The organism is Pseudoalteromonas atlantica (assembly GCA_007988745.1).
Classification (GTDB): Bacteria; Pseudomonadota; Gammaproteobacteria; order Enterobacterales; family Alteromonadaceae; genus Pseudoalteromonas; species Pseudoalteromonas atlantica.
In genome coordinates this window covers 62,676-83,652 of the sequence record BJUT01000009.1, presented here as the reverse complement: position 1 = coordinate 83,652, position 20,977 = coordinate 62,676, and the positions used below count along the sequence as shown (strand labels likewise).

21 protein-coding genes are annotated in these 20,977 nt (G+C 41.9%); 7 read left to right on the top strand and 14 right to left on the bottom strand.

Annotated elements, in window-relative coordinates; translation table 11 throughout:
* Positions 1 to 78 precede the first annotated feature (78 nt).
* Complete coding sequence (locus tag PAT01_RS06635) at positions 79 to 1,035, top strand: methylenetetrahydrofolate reductase (RefSeq protein WP_154945191.1); 957 nt, start codon at positions 79 to 81, stop codon at positions 1,033 to 1,035.
* A gap of 77 nt (positions 1,036 to 1,112) precedes the next feature.
* On the opposite strand, the gene PAT01_RS06630 is transcribed toward PAT01_RS06635, so the two are convergent.
* From PAT01_RS06630 to PAT01_RS06620, 3 genes are all read right to left on the bottom strand, one after another.
* The gene (locus PAT01_RS06630) at positions 1,113 to 2,090 is read right to left on the bottom strand and encodes a sensor domain-containing diguanylate cyclase (protein ID WP_154945190.1); all 978 of its coding nucleotides are present in this window, start codon (positions 2,088 to 2,090) and stop codon (positions 1,113 to 1,115) included.
* 55 nt (positions 2,091 to 2,145) lie between these two features.
* Positions 2,146 to 3,396, bottom strand: a complete 1,251-nt coding sequence (locus tag PAT01_RS06625) for a DEAD/DEAH box helicase (protein WP_004586123.1) — start codon at positions 3,394 to 3,396, stop codon at positions 2,146 to 2,148.
* Between the two features lie 325 nt (positions 3,397 to 3,721).
* The gene (locus PAT01_RS06620) at positions 3,722 to 4,423 is read right to left on the bottom strand and encodes a DUF3581 domain-containing protein (RefSeq protein ID WP_138576880.1); all 702 of its coding nucleotides are present in this window, start codon (positions 4,421 to 4,423) and stop codon (positions 3,722 to 3,724) included.
* A gap of 167 nt (positions 4,424 to 4,590) precedes the next feature.
* On the opposite strand from PAT01_RS06620, the gene PAT01_RS06615 reads away from it, so the two are divergent.
* Positions 4,591 to 4,983 carry a hypothetical protein gene (locus PAT01_RS06615; protein ID WP_029773896.1) on the top strand — a complete coding sequence of 131 codons (393 nt, stop codon included), beginning with the start codon at positions 4,591 to 4,593 and terminating at the stop codon, positions 4,981 to 4,983.
* Positions 4,984 to 4,988: 5 nt separating this feature from the next.
* Here PAT01_RS06615 and PAT01_RS06610 read toward each other — a convergent pair whose 3' ends face one another.
* From PAT01_RS06610 to proB, 5 genes are all read right to left on the bottom strand, one after another.
* Positions 4,989 to 5,288 (bottom strand): hypothetical protein, encoded by a 300-nt coding sequence (locus PAT01_RS06610; protein WP_024033163.1) that lies wholly within the window; start codon positions 5,286 to 5,288, stop codon positions 4,989 to 4,991.
* A 161-nt stretch (positions 5,289 to 5,449) separates the two neighbouring features.
* Positions 5,450 to 6,934 (bottom strand): glutamate--tRNA ligase, encoded by a 1,485-nt coding sequence (gene gltX, locus PAT01_RS06605; protein ID WP_024033164.1) that lies wholly within the window; start codon positions 6,932 to 6,934, stop codon positions 5,450 to 5,452.
* Between the two features lie 45 nt (positions 6,935 to 6,979).
* Positions 6,980 to 7,339: a glutathione S-transferase N-terminal domain-containing protein gene (locus tag PAT01_RS06600; RefSeq protein ID WP_004586118.1), complete on the bottom strand. Its 360-nt coding sequence runs from the start codon at positions 7,337 to 7,339 to the stop codon at positions 6,980 to 6,982.
* Between the two features lie 55 nt (positions 7,340 to 7,394).
* Positions 7,395 to 8,369, bottom strand: coding sequence for a GGDEF domain-containing protein (locus PAT01_RS06595; protein ID WP_024033165.1), 975 nt, complete (start codon positions 8,367 to 8,369; stop codon positions 7,395 to 7,397).
* Positions 8,370 to 8,723: 354 nt separating this feature from the next.
* Positions 8,724 to 9,827 (bottom strand): glutamate 5-kinase, encoded by a 1,104-nt coding sequence (gene proB / locus PAT01_RS06590; protein WP_154945189.1) that lies wholly within the window; start codon positions 9,825 to 9,827, stop codon positions 8,724 to 8,726.
* A 116-nt stretch (positions 9,828 to 9,943) separates the two neighbouring features.
* Between proB and PAT01_RS06585 the strand changes: the two genes are divergently transcribed.
* Positions 9,944 to 10,909 (top strand): DMT family transporter, encoded by a 966-nt coding sequence (locus tag PAT01_RS06585; protein ID WP_054982757.1) that lies wholly within the window; start codon positions 9,944 to 9,946, stop codon positions 10,907 to 10,909.
* Here PAT01_RS06585 and PAT01_RS06580 read toward each other — a convergent pair.
* From PAT01_RS06580 to pdsO, 3 genes are read right to left on the bottom strand one after another with little or no spacing between them, the layout of a single operon-like run.
* On the bottom strand, positions 10,798 to 11,397 hold the full coding sequence (locus PAT01_RS06580) for a class GN sortase (RefSeq protein ID WP_154945188.1): 600 nt from the start codon (positions 11,395 to 11,397) through the stop codon (positions 10,798 to 10,800). The genes PAT01_RS06585 and PAT01_RS06580 overlap by 112 nt on opposite strands.
* Positions 11,394 to 13,376: a marine proteobacterial sortase target protein gene (locus PAT01_RS06575; protein WP_154945187.1), complete on the bottom strand. Its 1,983-nt coding sequence runs from the start codon at positions 13,374 to 13,376 to the stop codon at positions 11,394 to 11,396. The genes PAT01_RS06580 and PAT01_RS06575 overlap by 4 nt, the downstream gene beginning before the upstream one ends.
* 46 nt (positions 13,377 to 13,422) lie before the next feature.
* Positions 13,423 to 14,154: a sortase-associated OmpA-like protein PdsO gene (gene pdsO, locus PAT01_RS06570; RefSeq protein ID WP_024033170.1), complete on the bottom strand. Its 732-nt coding sequence runs from the start codon at positions 14,152 to 14,154 to the stop codon at positions 13,423 to 13,425.
* 200 nt (positions 14,155 to 14,354) lie between these two features.
* On the opposite strand from pdsO, the gene pdsR reads away from it, so the two are divergent.
* The 3 genes from pdsR to PAT01_RS20070 all read left to right on the top strand — a co-directional run bounded on the left by pdsR (position 14,355) and on the right by PAT01_RS20070 (position 17,485).
* Complete coding sequence (pdsR, locus tag PAT01_RS06565) at positions 14,355 to 15,044, top strand: proteobacterial dedicated sortase system response regulator (protein ID WP_054982760.1); 690 nt, start codon at positions 14,355 to 14,357, stop codon at positions 15,042 to 15,044.
* A complete protein-coding gene (pdsS, locus tag PAT01_RS06560; RefSeq protein WP_154945186.1) occupies positions 15,044 to 17,179 on the top strand; it encodes a proteobacterial dedicated sortase system histidine kinase in 2,136 nt (711 codons plus the stop codon). The genes pdsR and pdsS overlap by 1 nt, the downstream gene beginning before the upstream one ends.
* A 141-nt stretch (positions 17,180 to 17,320) precedes the next feature.
* Positions 17,321 to 17,485: a hypothetical protein gene (locus PAT01_RS20070; protein ID WP_024033174.1), complete on the top strand. Its 165-nt coding sequence runs from the start codon at positions 17,321 to 17,323 to the stop codon at positions 17,483 to 17,485.
* 8 nt (positions 17,486 to 17,493) lie between these two features.
* On the opposite strand, the gene PAT01_RS06555 is transcribed toward PAT01_RS20070, so the two are convergent.
* Entirely contained in the window at positions 17,494 to 18,744 is a 1,251-nt protein-coding gene (locus PAT01_RS06555; protein ID WP_154945185.1) for a multifunctional CCA addition/repair protein, read from the bottom strand.
* 125 nt (positions 18,745 to 18,869) lie between these two features.
* Here PAT01_RS06555 and PAT01_RS06550 point away from each other — a divergent pair, with 125 nt between their 5' ends.
* The gene (locus PAT01_RS06550) at positions 18,870 to 19,097 is read left to right on the top strand and encodes a hypothetical protein (protein WP_004586108.1); all 228 of its coding nucleotides are present in this window, start codon (positions 18,870 to 18,872) and stop codon (positions 19,095 to 19,097) included.
* 8 nt (positions 19,098 to 19,105) lie between these two features.
* On the opposite strand, the gene PAT01_RS06545 is transcribed toward PAT01_RS06550, so the two are convergent.
* Both PAT01_RS06545 and PAT01_RS06540 read right to left on the bottom strand, forming a co-directional pair.
* Positions 19,106 to 19,606, bottom strand: a complete 501-nt coding sequence (locus PAT01_RS06545) for a DUF1543 domain-containing protein (RefSeq protein ID WP_138576894.1) — start codon at positions 19,604 to 19,606, stop codon at positions 19,106 to 19,108.
* Between the two features lie 20 nt (positions 19,607 to 19,626).
* The gene (locus tag PAT01_RS06540) at positions 19,627 to 20,976 is read right to left on the bottom strand and encodes a sigma 54-interacting transcriptional regulator (protein WP_138576896.1); all 1,350 of its coding nucleotides are present in this window, start codon (positions 20,974 to 20,976) and stop codon (positions 19,627 to 19,629) included.
* Position 20,977 lies beyond the last annotated feature (1 nt).

The following is a 20,977-nucleotide window of genomic DNA, read 5'->3' as shown; positions in this document are numbered from 1 at the left end:
CACTAAATAAATCTATCTAGACGTCTAAATGGCTGCTATATTAAATTACATACATTGGACTAAGCTGGAATGAGGATTATGGCTTTATCACTACAAGAAAAAATAGAAGACACCAATCAAGGTGTTTATCTTATTGGTACTACTCCACCTAAAATTGGTACTGATAAAGCGCAACTAAAAATCATTGCAGAAAAACTACTTGCTCGCTTACACGAAATTGAATACGACGGCGTGATAATTTACGACATTCAAGATGAAAGTAGCCGTACAGATAAAGCACGACCATTTCCGTTTAAACAAACTGTAGACCCACGTGAATACAGCCACTTACTACGTAATTTATCTGCTCCAGATGTCATTACTTACAAAAGTGTGGCACAACGTGGTGTAGAGGAGTTTAAAGGCTGGTTGGATGAAACTAAAAACGACTACGATTTAAAAAATGTCGTTTTAGTGGGTAGCCCCTCATCGGTAGGTGATATAAAACTAAGCTTGCCCGATGCCTATAAAACGCTTGCAGAGCAAAGTGATGACTTCTTTTTAGGGGGCGTTACCATTGCTGAGCGACATTCAAGTAAGCGAAATGAGCACGAGCGCCTTATAGAAAAAACAGCACAAGGTTGTCAGTTTTTTATATCGCAAGCGGTTTACGACGCGCAAGCAACTATAGAGCTAATCACAAGTTACGCGCGTACCTGTAAAGCACAAGGTATTACACCAAAACGGATTATTTTAACGTTTACGCCGTGCGGTGGCGATAAAACCTTAGAGTTTATGCAATGGTTGGGTATCTCAGTGCCAGAGGCCACTAAATGGCGCATGCTCGATGCAGACAATACCTTAAGTGAATCTGTACGTATTTGCCGAGAAAATCTCGACCTAATACTCAAAAACTGTGCGCACCTAGATGTGCCACTGGGCTTAAATATTGAAAGCTTAACAAACCGTAAAGAAGAAATTGACGCATCAATAAACTTATACCGTTTATTAAAAGCCATTATGGAATTAAACCTAGCCGAAAAACAAATCGCTTAACGCCTAATTCACACCGTTTATAGCAAGCCTAATGGCTTGCTTTTTTGTTGCTATGTTTAAGTGTATTACTTTTATTATTATGCTTTTTTAGCCAATTTGTACGCTTGTTTATTTTTATACATTTGGTGATCGGCCAAATTTAATAACGTATCAAAAGGTTGCTTTTGTTTATTAGTAAAACTTTCGCCTATGCTAAGTGTCAGCGCGCACACGTTGTTTTCTAATAGTGCGTTTTTATACTCAATTTTTATTTTATCAATAATATGGCTAAGCTTACTTCTATCACTAATTTGCATCACAGCTACAAATTCATCGCCGCCTAAACGCCCTACTATATCAGCCTCTCTTAAATGTGTTTTTAAGGTATTTGCTAAGAGGATTAACGCTTGATCGCCTATTTCATGGCCATAAGTGTCGTTTAGTTTTTTAAAGTCGTTTACATCAATAAACAAGCAACACACATCAAAACCTAAACGCAGCGCTAAATTAAGTTTGTGTTGGGCAAGTAAGCTAAGTGCACGGCGATTATAAATATTGGTAAGCGGGTCGAGCATGGCTATTTCGCGCATTTGCTCAAAGCTATAAATAAGGGCTAAATCGTCTTCAATTAAATCACGAAGCTGCTCTATTAGCTCAAAATATTCATCGGTGTAACTGGTTTTTTTTGAATCTTTTAAACACAAGGTGCCAAATACTTCACCTTCAGGCCAGTGAATTGGCAAGCCCAGGTAGGATTCAACGCCATCTTCAATAACCTCGGGCATGGTATTCCACTGCGTATCGCTGCGGGTATCGCTAACATACAAAGTGTTGTTGTTTTCGGCTACATATTTACAAAATAAGGGAGTTTCGGGAGGGAGTATAGGGTTGGTTTCAAAGTGTGAGCCACCTTCATTAGCTCTAATAACTACACGATAACCTTTACTAGTAGCTTGCACTATATAACCAGAGGGGGCCGAAAAAAGCCCCGTAATAAGATCAATGGTTTTTTGCCATTTATGTAATGATATTTGGCCATCGACACCAGAAAACGCCCATTGATCTGTTTCAAACATAACTATACCTCAGCTATTTAGTGGCCTTAGTATAGCCAAATAAATATGTTTAAGGCTACTTTCTGCGGCGTTTACTTGGTGCTCTTTGCCCGGTAATGCGCTTTTTATCGCGATCTTTACGCGCTTTGTTGGTGTTTTTACGGTTATCTTTAGGGGGCTTGTTTAAATCAGGCTCGTAACCTTCTAGCCATTGTGGTGCTAAGCGGGTATCCAGTAGCACTTCAATTTCTTCCAGTAACCACTGCTCGTCAATACTTACCAGCGACATGGCAAGGCCTTGCTCGCCAGCGCGCCCCGTACGGCCAATTCGGTGTACGTAATCTTCTGCTATGTAAGGTAGCTCAAAGTTTATTACGTATTTAAGCGCTGGAATATCTAAACCGCGGGCAGCTACATCGGTGGCAACTAAAACCCGCGTAGTGCCTTCTTTAAAGTTTTGTAATGCACGGTCGCGTGCACCTTGTGATTTATCGCCATGGATAGACTCAGTTTTTAAGCCGTCTTTACACATTTCTTTGGCAAGTTTATCGGCCATTTGTTTGGTACGTGTAAATATAAGTACCTGGCGCCAATTTTTCATGCCAATCATGTGTGATACAAGCTCACGCTTTCGCTCTTCATCAACTGCGTAAATAACTTGCTCTACTTCAACGGCGGCTGAGTTACGTTTATCAACCTCAATTAGCTCGGGGTTTTTAAGTAGTTTTTTACTCAGCTCAAACACGCTGTCATCGAATGTGGCTGAGAACAATAAGGTTTGGCGATCGCCCGGAATGTGGCGCAAAATACGTTTTATTTCATCAATAAAGCCCATATCCAGCATACGGTCGGCTTCATCAAATACTAACGAATCAACACTTGAAAGCACCACACTGCCTTTAACAATATGATCAAGTAAACGCCCAGGCGTTGCGACTATCACTTGCGCCGTTTTAAGCGCTTTAATTTGCGGGCCAATACTTGCACCGCCATACGCTAAAGCGCCTTGAATATTTGTGCCTTGGGCGTATTTTTCAAAGCTTGCAAACACTTGCTGAGCAAGCTCACGCGTGGGCGTTAAAATAACCACTCGAGCTATGCCTGGCTCATCTTTTTTTGGTGTATTTAAAAGCTTATGTAGTAGTGGTAATACAAAGGCGGCTGTTTTACCTGTGCCTGTTTGCGCGCTGCCCATTACATCGCTGCCCGCTAATATGTGCGGAATAGTTTTAACCTGAATTGCGGTAGGCGTGGTGTAATTATTTTGCTCAATTGCGGTTAGTAATAACGAATCGAGTTTAAGAGATGAAAACGATGTGGCAGACATAGGCTTAGCTTTAAAATAACAAAGAGCGCTATTGTACGCATATTACGGTACTGCGTAAATTAACCAGCTCAGAAAAGTATTCAGCCTAGCTGCATTCTCTAAACCAATAAAAAAGGCGCTAAATAACAATGTATTTAGCGCCTTTTTTATACCAATCCGCTTAATTAAGTGAGCTATTTTGAGGACAGATAAACGTGTTGATAGCTAGGCAAAAAATTCGCTATTTAGTTGTTCTAAATGAGAATTTTTTAATGCAGATAGCAACACTTTTAGCCCCTAAAAATGATTAAGTATTATTGCGAATTGGTATTATAATTTAATGACGTTAAACCGGTTTTAAGGTGGCTTTTCGCTCATTATAAAATGCGATTAAGTCATCAACCGTTGCTTGGCAGTATTCACGAATACCCGACACCACCATGTGCTTTTCACCAAAACCCACTTTTTCGCCGTTTTCTAGTAAATTAAAGCGCAAGGTAATTTTGCCGCGCTTACCCGTGTACTCAAAACTTGGCTCAGCAAACTCAAGCGATGGCGTTTGAATATTAATGTTATCAAGGTTAATGATCATCGACTCGTAAATAACCATAGGGCGCGCTGGGTTAATCATTACATCTTGCTTACCCATTAGCGGAATAATTACGTGCGGAAATGCTGCACCAGAAAACTCAACATAGTTTTTTATTAAGCTATTTGTAAGTGTTGGGCATTTGCTGGTTTTACCTTCGCGTTTTACCTTTAAAATTACTTTGTCGCCGTTGGTTACATCAAACTCATCATCCCCTTCTGGGAAGTTAAGTTTGGTGTTTTCATCAACCATACCGGCAAAGGTAAATTCCATTCGCTCACTTATACCGTAGCGGTCTAACACTAAAGAAAAAAGTAAGTCTCCTGGCGCGCAAAACTTTTTGGCATCTTTGTCATGAAGTGGGTTGTAATCATCGGCAACGCACTTTGCGAAACGACACCCTTGCTCACGAGAGATAGAAACATAATCAGCATGCTGCTGAAAGTAAGGACTTAACATAGATTGTTCACTGCTTAAACTGCTTATAACCTGCCCATACTACCAGAAAAAATTTAAAGAGAGGTCGAATCACTTACAAATTCATACAATTAACTTAAGAGTAAATGTTGCACACACCTGTTTTAGTTAGTAATTTAGGTACCAAACTAAATAAGGGACTAATTATTATGTTACGTGTTTTTGCAGTAATAAGCGTACTCACTACTTTGGCTGGATGTTCTAGCGTAACTTTTCATACCGATATAGATAACGATGTTTTATCTGAGGAAATTGGTACGTACGTTAAAAAACGAGATTTACAGCAGTTTTATAGCGACCAAGAAGCACACGAAAGTGGCGCCACACTTTTAGGCCGAATTGAAGGCGAAAGCTGCAATGGCGACGGTAGAGGCGACAATAATATAAGCTACAATCGCTTAAAATCAAATGCTATAGATTTACTTAAAGCAGATGCAATGCGCAGAGGCGGTAACGCCTTTACTATAAATTCTTGTAGCGAAATCTCTGTATCGTATTGTGACCTGTCTGTTTTATGCAGCGGACAGGCCTACGACTATTAATTAAATTATATATTAAGCGCAAAGCTTAATAGTACGCGCTTTCCCGACTCAATTTTAGAAACGCTATGCTCGTATTTGTCGGGTCTAAATAAATACACCCGGTTAAACCAATTAATAATGCATTTTGAGCATTTAAAAACCCCACCAGCTTTAGGTTTTACTAGTACAAAATTAAGTTTGTAGTAGCGCCCTTGCTGTACTGGATCTATATGGTTCATCACACTGTGATGTGTAGGGTAAGTAACTAGGTTTATTGAAAAGGCATTACTGCTAAATAAAGCTTTGTTTTTTACAGGTGCAATCATGCTGCCTCCTTTTAATTTACATGCAGCATTGTAGCATTTGCTAAAGCGCCACGGCTTGCGCTAAACAATATCAAAACGCGATGACATATAGCCAAACGGCCTGAAACAAAAAAGCCGAGCTTAATTAATAAGCTCGGCTTTTTATAAAGTATGACTAAAGATTATGCACTTGGGTATGTGCGGTACGCACGCTCAATATTTTTAGCCTGCTTTTTAGAAATGCCTAAATGAGCAAGCGCTACACGTAAACGCGCACGTGATAAGTCTGAGCCCAAAATTTCCATTGCATCAAGCACAGAGGTAGATGATGTTTTACCCGTGATTGCTACAAATATTGGCTCTAAAAAGTCTTTAATTTTAAGCTCGTGGAATGTAGCAACTTCTTTTGCAATTGCAAAAATAGCTGGCTTATCAAAACTACGTAAACCTTCAAGCTGCCATACAAAAAACTGTAGCGCTTGGCGTATTACGTTTTCGTCAGCTTTGCCCGCCGTTAACAGGGCTGGGTCGTAAGTTGGAATGCCGCCTACAAAATGCCCTGCTAAATCAACCATGTCCGAAAGCGTATTAATGCGCGTTTTAGCTTCTGGTAATACTTTAGCTAGCATTTCGCCATTAAACTTCCAATCAACAAAGCGCTGTACAAGCTCTTCGTCTGTTAGGTTTTCGCGGATCCACATGCCGTTTAACCAGCTTAGCTTATCAACATCAAATACAGGGCCACCAAGTGATACACGCTTCATGTCGAAGTGTTCAATCATCTCGTTAAGAGTGAATTTTTCACGCTCATCTGGCATTGACCAACCCATACGGCCTAAGTAGTTAAGCACGGCCTCTGGTAGGTAACCCATTTCTTTATAGTAATTAATAGAAGTTGGGTTTTTACGCTTAGAAAGCTTTGATTTATCAGGGTTACGCAGTAGTGGTAAATGCCCTAGTACGGGTGCTTCCCAACCTAAATCTTCGTAAAGTTTTAATAGTTTAGGTGCTGAGTTAATCCACTCTTCGCCACGGAAAATATGGCTTATTTGCATGTGGTGGTCATCCACTACGTTTGCTAAAAAGTACGTAGGGAATCCATCGGCTTTTAATAGCACTTGCATGTCTACGTTTTCCCACGGGATCTCAATTTCGTCGCGTAGGTAGTCGTTAAATTTAAAAGTGCCTTCGCTTGGTATTTTCATACGTATAACGTAAGGCTTGCCTGCGGCTAGGTTTGCTTTAATTTCATCTTCGGTGAGGTTTAAGCCACGGCCGTCGTATTTAGGGCGCAGACCTTCTGCCATTTGCTCTTCACGCATTTGGTCAAGCTCTTCGCTGGTTGCAAAACAGTAAAATGCTTTACCTTGCTCAACTAATTGGTGTGCGTATTTTTTGTATAAATCGCTGCGCTCTGATTGACGGTAAGGGCCAAATTCGCCACCTACGTCAGGGCCATGATCCCACTCAAGACCTAACCAACGTAAGCTATCCATAATCGCTTGTTCTGACTCTGGCGTGCTACGAACTTGGTCTGTATCTTCAATACGAAGCACAAACTCGCCGCCTTGTTGTTTAGCAAAACAGTAGTTAAATAAAGCAATATAAGCGGTGCCAAGATGCGGGTCACCTGTTGGAGATGGGGCAACACGAGTACGGATTGTCATGATAATGTCTCTTTTAATAAGTGAGATAAAAATTAAGGGGGTCGTTTAAGCCGCTACTTTGTTTAAGTAAGCAATAATATCGTTAGATTCGTATAGCCACTCTACTTGGCCATTTTTTTCTATACGAAGGCATGGCACTTTAATTTTGCCGCCTTGCTCTAACAGCTCTTGACGAAATTGTTGATTATTTTTTGCATCACGCGTTTCTATTTTTAAGCCTTCGCGCTTAATTGCACGGCGTACTTTTACGCAAAACGGGCATGCTTTAAATTGATAAAGTTTAAATTGTGAGGTTTGCTGATCAAGCTGCGCTTGCACATCGCTTGCACGCTTTTTACTGCGAGGAGTAAATACAAAATTAAAGAATAAAATTATACAACCTAAAAACCAACGAACGAATTTCATGTTTTGTGCCTGCCTACAACAATTTAAGGAGCCAGATTTTAGCACAAATTTACAATCAAAAAAGCTCAATACTATTATCGGTAGTCACTTCTTCATTTACCTCAAGCTCGCTATAAGCAGTCACTTTATTACGGCCGCTATTTTTAGAATGATACAGCGCCATATCGGCTTGGTTTACAATACTAGATACAGTATCAATACTTGCCAGCTCTAAAAAGCCAATACTTATTGTAAGCTGCCCAACTTGCGGAAAAGGATACTCAGCAATATTTGAGCGTAAACGGTTAAGTGCTATATGTGCTTGTGCCTCGGTTTTGGTTTGAAATAACACCGCAAACTCTTCGCCACCATACCTAAATACGTAGTCTTCTAGCCTAAAGTTATTTTTTAACAGCCGCGCCACAAGTAAAATAACTTCATCGCCTATTACATGGCCGTAGCTATCGTTTACGCGTTTAAAGTGATCGATATCTGCAATGGCTAAATACCATCGTCGCTTTTCGTTTGTATCATCACGGGGTAATAAAAAGCCTTTGCCTGAGACAATTTCGATCACTTTTTTATCAAAGGTTTGTCTATTTAAAAGCTCGGTTAAAGGGTCTAACCGCGATTTATGTAATAGCCCTAGCTGGTTGGCATAAATATTTAAAATATGCACGGCGAGCATTGTGGTGGTTTGCGCTAACTCTTTTGTGGTTTCTATTAGTAATATGCCAATTACTTTACCAAAGTAATACACTGGCACATACGTTGTTACTACACCTAAGGCACGGCTTACTCTTATTTTGTTTTGGGTTACTTTATTAAGCAGCGCTAAGGCTTCGTTAGACTCTAATACTTCAAGGCGGGTGTGGGTGTTTATTAGCGTAGGCGGTAATTGCGCACTAAAGTGCTTATTAATATAAATAGCAAAATTTTCAACTTCGAGTAGGTCGCCAATAATCTGCACTAATGATGCATCTAAATCACTTTCTTCTTCTTGCTGAGTTAGACTGATTATCCATTCGTGACCGCAATTGTTTGCCTTCATTAGTTTGCCTAAACTGTTTTAACTTCAATCAGTTTAGACAAAATCATCAACTTTGCTAATTAATTAACCAATACTTTTGAATTAGGTCGAATTGAGCTATGTGGATTAAAGTTTGTTTTAGCTAAGCGCTATTAAATCGTAGCGCGAGCTTAGTAACTTAGTGAGCTCAATAACTACTGCGGTATTATTTAATAACTTACACACAGCAGAGCCTAAAACAGCCTATGCTTTGCATTTATGCTTTGTATTTATGTTTTTGTACAACCAGTTATTCTAAACACAACATAGGCTCTGCCTTGCTTAAATACCGAATATACGGCCGCAACACGCGCTATTTAAAAAAGCTAAATAAAACTAAAGCAAAACTAAGTCGTCTCTGTGTAGCACCACAGCGCCACTATCAAAGTCGAGTAGCTCGCCTATTTGCTCTGAATGAGCGCCTTTAATTTTATTTACTTCAACTTGGTTAAAACGTGTTAACCCTCGTGCAATAACTTGGTTATTAGTGTCTATTAAATCTATTAAGTCGCCCCGCTCAAAACGGCCAAACGCATTAGTTATGCCTTTTGCCAGCAGGCTTGCCCCTTTGTTTTGTAGCGCCGAAATAGCCCCTTTATCAATCATAATTTGGCCGATACTTTTAGGCCCTGCCATTAGCCATTTTTTACGGCCATCTTTTGGCGCAGTAAGTTTTAAAAACCGCGTACCGGGTAATTGCTCACTCATGCATTTTAAAATAACGTTGTTGCCAGCGCCTTTTGCAATAATAACCTCTACCCCTGCGCGCCTTGCTACGTCGGCGGCTTGTAGTTTTGTGGCCATACCGCCGGTGCCTAAACTTGTTCCGCTACCACCAGCCAGTTGGCGTAACTCATCGTTTATATGAGTGACTTCGTCAATCAGTTTTGCGTCGGTATTTGTGCGCGGATCGCTGGTAAATAAACCTTCTTGATCGGTAAGCAGTAATAGCTTGTTGGCATTAGCTAAAATAGCCACCAGCGCCGATAAATTATCGTTATCGCCTACTTTTATTTCAGCGGTTGCTACCGCGTCGTTTTCATTAATAATAGGCACCACATCGTGGCTTAATAACGCATTTAAGGTGTCGCGCGCATTTAAATAGCGTTCGCGGTCATCTACGTCGGCACGGGTAAGCAGCATTTGCCCTACGTTTATGCCATACAAGGCAAATAAGCTTTGCCAAATATGTATAAGCTGACCTTGCCCAACGGCTGCCAACATTTGTTTATCTATTAGGCCGCGGCCACAGGGTTTAATAAGTTGTTCGCGACCCGCAGCAACCGCGCCACTTGATACTAATATAACTTGGTGGCCTTGCTTTTTAAGTTCGCTACATTGGCGAACCAGCTCAACCATATGGGCTTTATCTAACTTATCGGTGCCGCCGGTTAGTACACTTGTACCAAGCTTAACAACAATTACCTGTTCCCTACGCATTATTATTTACTATTAAAATGAAAGATAAATAAACTTATACCAGCTCGGTATTTTTGAACAAGTTAAAATTATTCATGCTAGGATCGGCGTTAATTTAATTTGATAAAATTTCATTTATGCCAGCCAGTTTATGCCTAATTATTGCCACCTTTTTATGGGGTAGCTCCTTTATTGCACTTAAGTATGCTATTGCCGTTTACGACCCTGCACTAGTTATATTTTTACGCATGCTAACCACCTTAGTTTTATCGCTGTGTTTATGGCGTTATGTAATTAGGTTTGAGTATTTAAAAGGCGATTGGAAGTACTTATTAGGTATGTCGCTCGCAGAGCCATGCTTGTACTTTTTATTTGAAGGCCACGCAATGGAATACACCTCGGCCTCTCAGGCGGGAGTTATTGTTTCGTGTTTGCCTATTATTGTGGCGTTGATGGCGTTTTTTATGCTTAAAGAGTATATAAGTAAAGCCATTGTGATTGGGTTTACCCTGTGTATTGGCGGCAGTATTTTACTTACTTTGCTTTCACCAAATACCGATCAGGCCCCTAATCCATTATTGGGTAACTTTTTAGAGCTTATGGCCATGGTATGCGCGGCGTTTTACACCATTAGCATTAAGCACTTGGCGAATCGCTACTCGCCGTTAACGCTAATTGCTTTACAAGGCATAAGCGGCAGTGTGTTTTTTGCACCGTTTTTATTTTTTATCGACTTACCCAGCGAAAACCAGCATGACCTAACCGCCCTTATGAGCATTTTGTATTTAGGCTCGTTTGTCACCTTAGGTGGCTATGGTATGTATAACTATGCAATTGGCAAAGTGTCAGTATTAACGGCTGCGGCTTATTCAAATTTAATTCCTATTTTTACGCTTATTTTATCGGCCATTATTTTGGGTGAAGTACTCGATTTTTGGCAATGGGTGAGTATATTTGTTGTTTTTGCAGGGGTGATGATAAGCCAACGACATCAAGAGCTGGTGGTAGATATACCGCTTAATGAAGCTGGCGATGACCCTATCAACTCAGCCGATACAAGCCATCTTAAATCAGTACCTGATGCCAGCGAGTCAAAAGGGTAACAGGTTAATAAATAAAGGCCTGGGGTTTGTAAAAACGCCTGCTGGGATTGATGAATAACCTCAATCCCCTTCACTTTATAATGCTGTATTACGCCGCTTTGCAGCTGCAGCGTAAACGTTTCACCCACTTTGGTGTGTTTTAAAAATGCAAAGTGGGTATCGTTGTGACCCGCTATTAACGCACCGCCATGTTTATCTCCAAGCTTTGCCCCTGGTAAAAAGTGGCTTGGTGCAAATGCTAAATTACGACCACTTGCCCCAGCTAAAACGCTAAGCACTTTATTATACTTAGGCCAGTTAAGCTGCGCGGTTACAAAGCTGTCGGCGTAAAACCACGGTTTAACACGAGCGTGTGGCGTAATAAGCGCCTCTTGCCAGGCCTGCTCTATTAATACTTGGGCAAGCCATGCCTTGGCTTGCATATAAGCACCATGAGAAAACAGCCCCAGCCCGGCGATTAATAAGCCCGCACTTAGCCACTTTTTCATTTAAGCCCTCGGTTTATTTTAAACGCGCCATAGCCAAGTAATAAAATACAGCCCAGCAATATGTACAGTCGGCTTTGCCCATCGGTTTGTGGTAAACGCATAGCCAGTCCTTGTGGCGCTGCGTTCTTAGCCAGTGCCGTTTGCTTTGCAGGCTCGTTAATTTGAGTGTATTCAATAGCTATAAAAGCAGTAAACGGGCTAAGTAGTTGATGTGTGAGCGCAAGCCCCTGCACCTCATTTTTAACTGACTGGCGGTCATTATACAAAAGCAACGATTTAATTTTTTGGCGCGCCCACAGCTTATCAATCCCTTTTGCGCTGGCGCTATTTTGTGCGCTTAGCTTTATATTTAAAGGGCCTTGAGCGGTTTGCCCACTAAGCGTAATTTGATTCGTATCATTTAGTTTTATAGCCACCATTATTGGCTCGCCAAAATATAAATCAGGCAAAGGTGATGGCCAAAAATCTAAACTGTGAGTGCTTTCATCGCGAAGTGCTAAATTAGTGATAGCGGGATGAGCAAGCTTATCAAATAATTGCTTCATTTTAGGCTGCACCTCATTTGTGCTGCCAATAAACGTAAATGACCCTTTACCTATATCAGCTGCACGGCGCATAAAAAAGCTATTGGGTGCACTGCCAATGCCTACAGTAAATAAGCGGCTATCACCCAATTTACGCTGAATATTTTTAAATAAGGCATCTTCGTTACTTACACTGCCATCCGTTAAAAACACCACTTGGCGTACAAAGCCTTCAAAGCTGCTGCCATCAAGTACCGCATCAAGCGCACCTTGTATTTCGGTACCACCGTCGGCCTCTAGGCTATAAATAAAGCGCTCAGCGCGGCGTAAGTTAAAGTCACTAGCAATAAGGGGTTTATCGCTCATGGGGGTAACCACGTTATCAAAGCCAATAATGTTAAAACTGTCGTCGCTATCAAGCAAAGACAGCGCATAAAACAGGGCCTTTTTAGCTTGCTCCATAGATTGCCCGTGCATAGAGCCTGAGGTATCTACAACAAACACCATTTCGCGAGGTAGCCGCTGCGTTTGTGTAAAGTGATCTGCTGGCGGCATTAGCATAGCAAGCCCGTACCGGTCGCCGTTTTCAAACTGCTGGGTAAAAAATGCTGCTTGTGCGCTTTCTTTTTGCAGCGGTTTAAACTCAAGTACAAAGTCGCGATTAGCCCCCGTTTGCTCATTTAAAGCAACCGTATATTGCCCAAAGGCCGGGTTTTGTACTTCAACATGATGAAATTTAGACGTTATATCTACAAGCTCTAAGCCTACATCTATATCAATATTTAAACTAAATTGGCTGCTTGGCGCTTCGCTGTGCTGCGTTTTGCTATACACAGGGCTTAACCACCCCTGAGGAGCATGGGTTAGGCTAGTTTGCTCAGCTTCAATATTTGCGCTTATTGTGTGATAGCGCGGCGTAATGGTACTTGGGAAGCGAATAGCAAATGTGCCATTGCTGTAATCAATGATCTCTTGGTATTCAAGCTCTATCACAATTTGCTCGCCAGGGCCTATATTTGCCACGTTAGTAATAAACATATTAGCGCGCTGCTGGCGTACAAGTGCGGCTTGCTTGCCAGCATTTTTAGCTGCCTGATACTTTTTTTCGGCCTCTACTTTTTTATCTATTTGGCCTTTTATGACTCGCTCACCTATGTGCATCGTCATCGCATGTACGGCGCTTTCATCAGGTAACGGAAACACATAACGCGCATTTACCGCAAACGGATTATCGTTTTGATAAGTTTGCTTAACGACCACGTGATTTATCAGCCCGGTTAGGGTCATGTTAGCATCGCTTTTTAATATAATTGCCGGCGCGACAGGTGCACCACTGCTGTCAAAAAGTTCAAGTTTGGGCGACTGTGCACGGCTATTAAAACTAAGTAGAAGCACAGCCACTAAGAAAATAAAAATGCTTACTTTAGTAAGCATTTTGGTTGGGTTACTCAACATAAAATCACTCCATCGAACGCTTAACTTTACTCAAATAAAAGTGGCTTTAGTTACTTGCCGTTTGGCCATTTACTGGGTTTATTGAGCGGGTAGTCAGTGTTACGCGTCGATCAAAAAAGTTATCTTCTACGGTATTGCTGCGCGCTAATGTTTGTTGCTCGCCAAAAGCGTGCGCACTTAAACGTGTATGGCTAATACCGTGCTTTATAAGGTAACTTTGCACTGCGTTTACACGTTTTTTAGACAATAAAAGATTCGCTTGCTCATCACCGCGCTGATCGGCAAAGCCACTTAAATCTAATGCTAGTTGCGGCTGATTTTTTAACAGCACCACAAGCTGGTCTAACTGCGTAGCAAAGTGCGGGGCAATAGCACTTGAGCCGGTTTTAAATTGTACCGTCATGGCAAGTAAGTTATTTATTTGCGATTGTGTTAACTGCTCATTTTGATTAGTCAGTACATCTAACTGCTGCTCTAGCCTATTGTTTTGATTAAGTACCTGTTGGTAGTCACTGGTTTTTTGCTGCATCACTGTTATTGCTCTCTGCTGCTGGGCAATTTTGTCATCCGCTACTTTTGAATCACCAATTAAGCCCCCGGCAAATGCGCCAATAAAAGCACCAATTGGACCACCAACGACACCACCAATAATGGCGCCAGTACCTAAGCCGATGGCAGTTTCTTTATGTGCTTCTTTAGAAGGGGTGTTAGCGGCTGCTGCAAATGCAGGTGTACACACTGTGGCTACTAGCGTTAATGCGATTAATGTCTTCTTCATAATGTAATCCTTAAACTTGTTTTAATTTGTGATGTTTTGTTTTGATGGTTGTATTAAAACAGCTGCAAGTGGCAACAAAGGGGAGCAAAAATGGCAAACCGCTGAGCAATTGTGGCAAAAAAATGGCAATTGCCTTTTTAAGCGTACATAACTGAAAAACTTCGATATAGTGCGTTTTAAAATAAATAAGGGTGAGTAGAATGAAAAAAATAGCCATCATTGAAGATGAAACCGCCATCCGCGAAAACTATATTGAAATGCTTAGCGCCCAGGGTTACCAGGTAAGTGGTTTTGCTGATCGCGTCAGCGCAGAGATTGCATTTAAAGACGCCCTACCCGATTTAGCCATTGTTGATATTGGTTTAGGCCACGAAATAGACGGCGGTTTTTTGCTTTGCCAAACCTTGCGTACGCTTTCTAAAACACTGCCTATTATTTTTTTAACCGCCCGCGATAGTGAAATAGATACTGTGTGTGGCCTGCGTATGGGCGCCGATGACTACCTAACAAAAGATATTAGTTTAGCCCACTTGGCTGCCAGAATAGGCGCGCTATTTAGACGCATGGAAGCGCTTGAGCAACCCGCCGATGCCAATGCATTAATTACACGTGGCCAGTTAACGCTCGACACTCAGCGCATGCAAGTATTTTGGCAGCAGCAATTGGTTGATTTAACCGTGACCGAATTTTGGATGTTGCACTCACTTGCGCAGCGCCCAGGCCATGTAAAAAGCCGTAACGATTTAATGAGCGATGCAAAAATTTACGTAGACGACAGCACTATCACCTCGCATGTAAAACGCATTCGTAAAAAGTTTATCGCCCTTGATAACAACTTTGACTGCATAGATACGGTGTACGGCATGGGCTACAGGTGGGAACAACGCTAATGTTACGATTTGGCCTGCGCAGTAAATTTATATTACTGTCGTGTTTTTTGTTTTTACTGCCTTGGCTAGGCTACGAGTACGTGTGGGAAATGGAAAAGTTTTTACGCCAAGGCCAAGAAAAAACCCTCGTAGGCACTACACGGGCACTCGCCACCGCCCTGCATGAGCGCCCAGCCCTTTTTGATGAGCAAACCAACTTTTTAGACCAGGTAGTAAAAGGGCGCGACTTATATGCGTACAATCTTAAAAATGCCATTCAACTCGATGGCAAACTGAGCGACTGGCAAAGCTATCAACCACTCCTTTGGCATTACGATAAACGCTATTTACAAAAAGCAGACAAGAAGCATAAAGCTGAGGATTTATCGTTTGATCATATGGTTGGCAAGTTTGATAACTATTTATATGCCGTGTTTAAAGTAACTGACGATCACCTTGTATATCGTGCTAAAAATAGTTTAAGCATTACTAATAACGACCATTTAATAATTGGCCTAAAAAGCCCAGCCGGAAATTTTAATACGTACATTATTGCCCCACGCCAAGATGGCTGGGTAAATGCGTTTGATGCTAATACCAAAACACCGTTTACAAAAATTCAGGGCTATTTTATACGCACTGAATCGGGATATAACGTAGAGCTGCGCTTTCCTATAAATATGCTTGGTAACAAGCTAGGCTTTGCCGTAGTCGATATTGACACAAAAAAAGCGCCGCTCGATTTTAAAACAATGTCGACCTCTAATTTAAATAATCCAAGCGATTTAGGCTCGGTATTGGTGCCCTCACCAGAAATTAACCGAATTTTAAAAGGTATGGGTCACAGTGGTAGCCGTATTTGGGTGGTTGATAACCATCATCGCGTATTAGCGCAGTCGGGCACAATTCAAAATGCCGATGGCGTATGGGCCGACGGCCTTAAAAACCAGCCGCCTAAAAATGCCTGGCAACGCTTTGAGAAAACGTATTTGCACCCGCTTTATTATAAAATTTTAACTCGCCCAGAGAACGAATTTTTAGATACCCTGCACGATGTTGCCTCAATGCAGGGCACGCATTTAGCTAAGGCACTCAAAGGGCAACCAGCGTCGTCTTGGCGGTTAACGCCCGACAGTAAAGCCGTTATTTTATCGGCGGCTTACCCTATTTGGATAGAAGATAAAGTGATTGGCGCAGTAATCGCCGAGGAAACCACTAACGGTGTACGCACCCTGCGTAATAAATCGCTGGAAAAGCTTTTTAACGTTATTTTAGCGGTGATGCTAATTGGCACCGTTACGTTGTTCTTTTTTGCCTCGCGTATTTCGAGCCGTATTAGGCGACTGCGCGACACCGCAGAGCAAGCTATTGATGCCCAAGGGCGCATTACCGGCAGTATTAATTACAGCGACTCAAACGATGAAATAGGCGACCTTTCGCGAAGTTTTGCCAATATAGTTGGCCGCTTAGGCGGGTACACTAATTATTTAGAAAATATGTCATCGCGGTTATCTCATGAGCTACGTACACCGGTGGCTGTGGTTCGCTCTTCTTTAGAAAACCTACAAAGCTTGGAGCAAAATGAGCTTAGCCAAAAATACCTAGAGCGAGCAAGTGAAGGGGTTGAGCGCTTAGGTAAAATAATAACCACCATGAGCGAAGCCACGCGCCTTGAACAAAGCATTCAAAGCAACGAGAGCGAGCCGTTTGATTTACAAAAAGTAATTAATGGCTGTATGCAAGGCTTCCAGCTTACTTACCCAGAGCAGTTATTTGAGCTTGATGTATGCCAAAGCCCTTTACCTATGCAAGGAGCTCCCGAATTTATAGCTCAGCTACTTGATAAGCTTATTAATAATGCGCTGGAATTTAGTGAAGCAAATACAGCTATTAATGTAGGTCTTAAGCAGAGCGAAAATAAAGCAATATTAACAGTGAGTAATACAGGCCCCGCCCTGCCTGAAGGGCTAACTGAGCATATTTTTGATTCTATGGTGTCGGTGCGTAGCCAGCAAATGCAGCAACAACCGCACTTAGGCTTGGGGCTTTATATTGTAAGGCTGGTGTGTGATTACCATAAAGGCAGTGTCACTGCACAAAACAACGAGCTCGGTAATGGCGTGGTGTTTAAAGTAACCCTGCCTTTACAAAGCTAGGCTGTGCATAAAGTGGCGCCTTGCTGAACCGCCCTTATTTTTTGCACATCGATTACAATTTACTACAACTTAAAATGTAACTATTCACTTTTAATTCAGTCAAACGGCCATACCCTGAACGCTAATTAAGGAGAATAGATCATGAACAACCCACTTGAGCGTGAAGAGATCGAATTTATTTTTGATCTATACAGGCCCCAAGAACAAGCACCTAGCTTACCTTCAGAGCCTGCCACCTCTACATATAAAAACTTACGACAGCCAGAACAAGTGAAAAACGAAGGCGTATCTGAATACCTCAGCTAGGGTATTGCCTATTGCGTTGCTTGCTCGTTTTGTAAAAACGCTTTAATGCAGTTTATTTCTGCCAGTTTTACCTCTTCGCCTATTTCTGGGCCTTTTTTGCCATTTTTAAGTGCAGTTTGCACCACCTGTTTTTTATCCATTTTTTGTAATTCATTAAAAATTGCACGCAGCTTAGCCCCTTGCGGATAGGGCTTATTTACAAGTGTTTCTCCGCGCCCTTGCGCATCACATTGGCATGCTTGGGTAAACGCAATAAATCGCTCTGGGTGCACTAAAGCATTTAAATTAGTGACAATTAATTTATGAATCGTTTGTGGCCTTAATTGCTCCAGCGTATGGCATAAGGTGTGATTATCGCTGGTGAGTACGCCAATATCACGAAAACGATTAGGCACTTTTAAACGCTCACAAAACTTTTCTACTACGGCTACCCCTTCGCGTTCATGGCCGCGTAAATTACCGCGTTTTTTAAAGCTCAGGGCCTTACCAAAATCATGAGTGAGTGCCGCAAACCGTGTTTCTAAATTAAAATTTAAATCGGCAGCTCGCCTAAGTACCAACATAGTATGAACAAACACATCGCCTTCAGGGTGGTGGTTTGCAGGTTGCGGCACCCCTTGCATACTCTCTATTTCAGGGAAAATACCTAAGCCATGTAATGCTTGAAAATACAGTTCAGGGTGTTTTTCACCCAGCGCTTTTTCGGTTTCGAGCCATACGCGCTCGGGCACTAAATGATTAAGCTCACCTTTGTTTTTAAGCTCGCGCATTAATGCATAAGTACTTGGGTGAATACGCCATTCACTTCCGTAGCGTGCTAAAAACCGGGCTATGCGTAATACCCTTACCGGGTCTTCTACAAAGGCTTCTGTGGTGTGGCGCAGTATTTTATTGTGTAAATCGCTTTGGCCATTAAAAGGGTCAATAACGGTGCCGCTTTCATCAAGTGCCATTGAGTTGATGGTTAAATCGCGCCGTGCTAAATCTTCTTCAAGGGTGACATTAGGGCTGGCATCTACCACAAAGCCGGTATAGCCTTTACCGCTTTTTCGCTCGGTGCGGCCCAAGGCGTATTCTTCTTTTGTTTTTGGGTGTAAATAAACCGGAAAATCACTTCCTATAGGCACAAAACCAAGCGACTCCATAGTTTGGGGTGTTTCGCCTATAACAACATAGTCGTTATCTTTTGATGCTATATTAAGTAGCTGGTCGCGTACCGCGCCACCAACAAGGTAAACTTGCTTAAGGTTGTGTTTCACTGTTTATCCTAATCACACTGGGTGGTTATTTAATGTCGATCATACCATTAAAATAGCCATAGTTTGCCAAGCTTAAGTAAGCTCATTACAATAGCGCTTTATTTTAAGCCATAGCCTTATACTCAATGAAAAATCATTCATCAAAAAAAGAACTTATGCTACTGCCTATATTACTTGTGGTTATTGTAATGTGCGTGGCGGGTCACTTTTTATTACAGGCTAACTTTCAAGATAGCAACATGGTTGAATACATGTTGGCAGCGCTGCCCTTTGCGATGTTTGGCCTAGTTATTGTGGCATTTAAAATGGCAGCTAAAAGCGAAGCCAATGAGCAAAGCGAGCAAGACTCTTAATTTTACTGTTAAAGAATATAATACCCAAACCAATCTGGTTTTATTGGTTGAGTATGCCCACTTGGCGTAAGCTTAATATTTAGTTGGCTGTCGAGCAGGTCTATAGCAAAGCAGTCATCTACATCATGTAAATCATCTTTATGAATATGGCTAAGGCCTGCAAGCAAATCGCTTTTAGCGCGCTGCTTGGCCTCTGCTGCGCTACTGGCAACATACAATGCAAAGTCGTGTTGCTCTGCCATAGAGTCACTTCTGTAAGCGCCTAAATTAACAAAGTACAGCTGCTTATTTTGCTCAACGTAGGTATCAACGACTTCTACTTTATAACCGTCGATATGGTTAATTGCCATGTAGCTGTCCATATGCACATTGTTTTTATCGCCCACCCATTGGCTTTTTAGCTTTGAATAAGTTTGCTCAATGCTTTGCCCTACGACAAAGCGAATATCGTGCATTTCTATGTGGCAGCCTTGAATTCGCCCGCCCAGATACACCATAAATAACTGCATTTAATAACCTTACTCTTAAATTACACTAAATTATCGACATCAATATTGTGTTTTTTTATTAACTTATAAAAATCCGAACGATTACGTTTGGCAAGCTTTGCACCTTCAGCTACGTTACCACCGGCCATTTTTAGGGTGTTTATTACATAATCGCGCTCAAACTCTTTTTTGGCATCATTTAGAGAAAGCGGCTCTGCACTGGCTTGGTTTGAGTTAAGTGCGTTTAACACTAAGTGCGCAGAAATTACCTCGCTGGCGCTCAATGCGACCACTTGCTCTACAACATTTTGTAACTGGCGTATATTCCCAGGCCAGTCGTAACGTACTAGTGCATGCATGGCATCGTTTGCAAAGCGCTTTTCTTTTTGGTTCATACGTTTAGCAATACTTGCGCTAAAGTGCTGGGCAAGCAGGCTTATGTCTTCTCGGCGCTCACACAGCGGCGGTAATTTTAAATTAACAACATTTAGGCGGTAGTATAAATCTTCCCTAAATTGTTGGTTGCTAATCGCATCGGGTAAATTTTTGTGAGTGGCCGATACAATGCGCACATCAATAGGAATTTCTTCCTGAAAGCCCACCGGGCGTATGGTTTTTTCTTGCAGTACACGCAGTAACTTAACTTGTAAATTAAGCGGCATATCGCCAATTTCATCTAAAAATAAGGTGCCGCCTTGAGCTTGCTGAAATAAACCTTGGTGATCTTTCACCGCCCCTGTAAAGGCGCCTTTTTTATGGCCAAATAATTCTGACTCTAAAAGCTCCCCAGGCACTGCGCCACAGTTAATGGCCACAAAAGGTCCTTCGCTTACATAGCTGTGTTGATGAATCGCCTGAGCCAGCAGCTCCTTACCGGTACCGCTGGCGCCAGAAATAAGTACATTTACTTGGGTTGGCCCCAGTAATTTTACTTGCTCAAGGAGGTGTAACATAGCGCCACTGCGCGTTACTATATTGCTTTTTTGGGGCGATTCTTCTGCGTTTACGCCATGTATTTCAATGGCTTTGGCTAGGCTGTCAAACAGCTCGTCTTTATCTACCGGTTTTGTGATAAACGCAAAAATACCTTGTTTTGTCGCCTCCACCGCATCGGGTATAGAGCCATGCGCTGTCATCATTATAACCGGCAGCGCTGGGTAGCGGCTTTGTAATTGGCGATGTAAGGCCATACCGTCCATTTCGTCCATACGCAGGTCCGTTATAACTGCATCAAACACTTGGTTTTTAAGAATTTGTAATGCAAGTATGCCGCTTTCGCAGGTTGTTACGTCATACCCTTTAGACTCGATTCTTAGCGCGAGTAATTTAAGTAAACTTGCATCGTCATCAACGAGTAATACTTTTGCACCTTGTGGTGTGTGTGTTGCCATA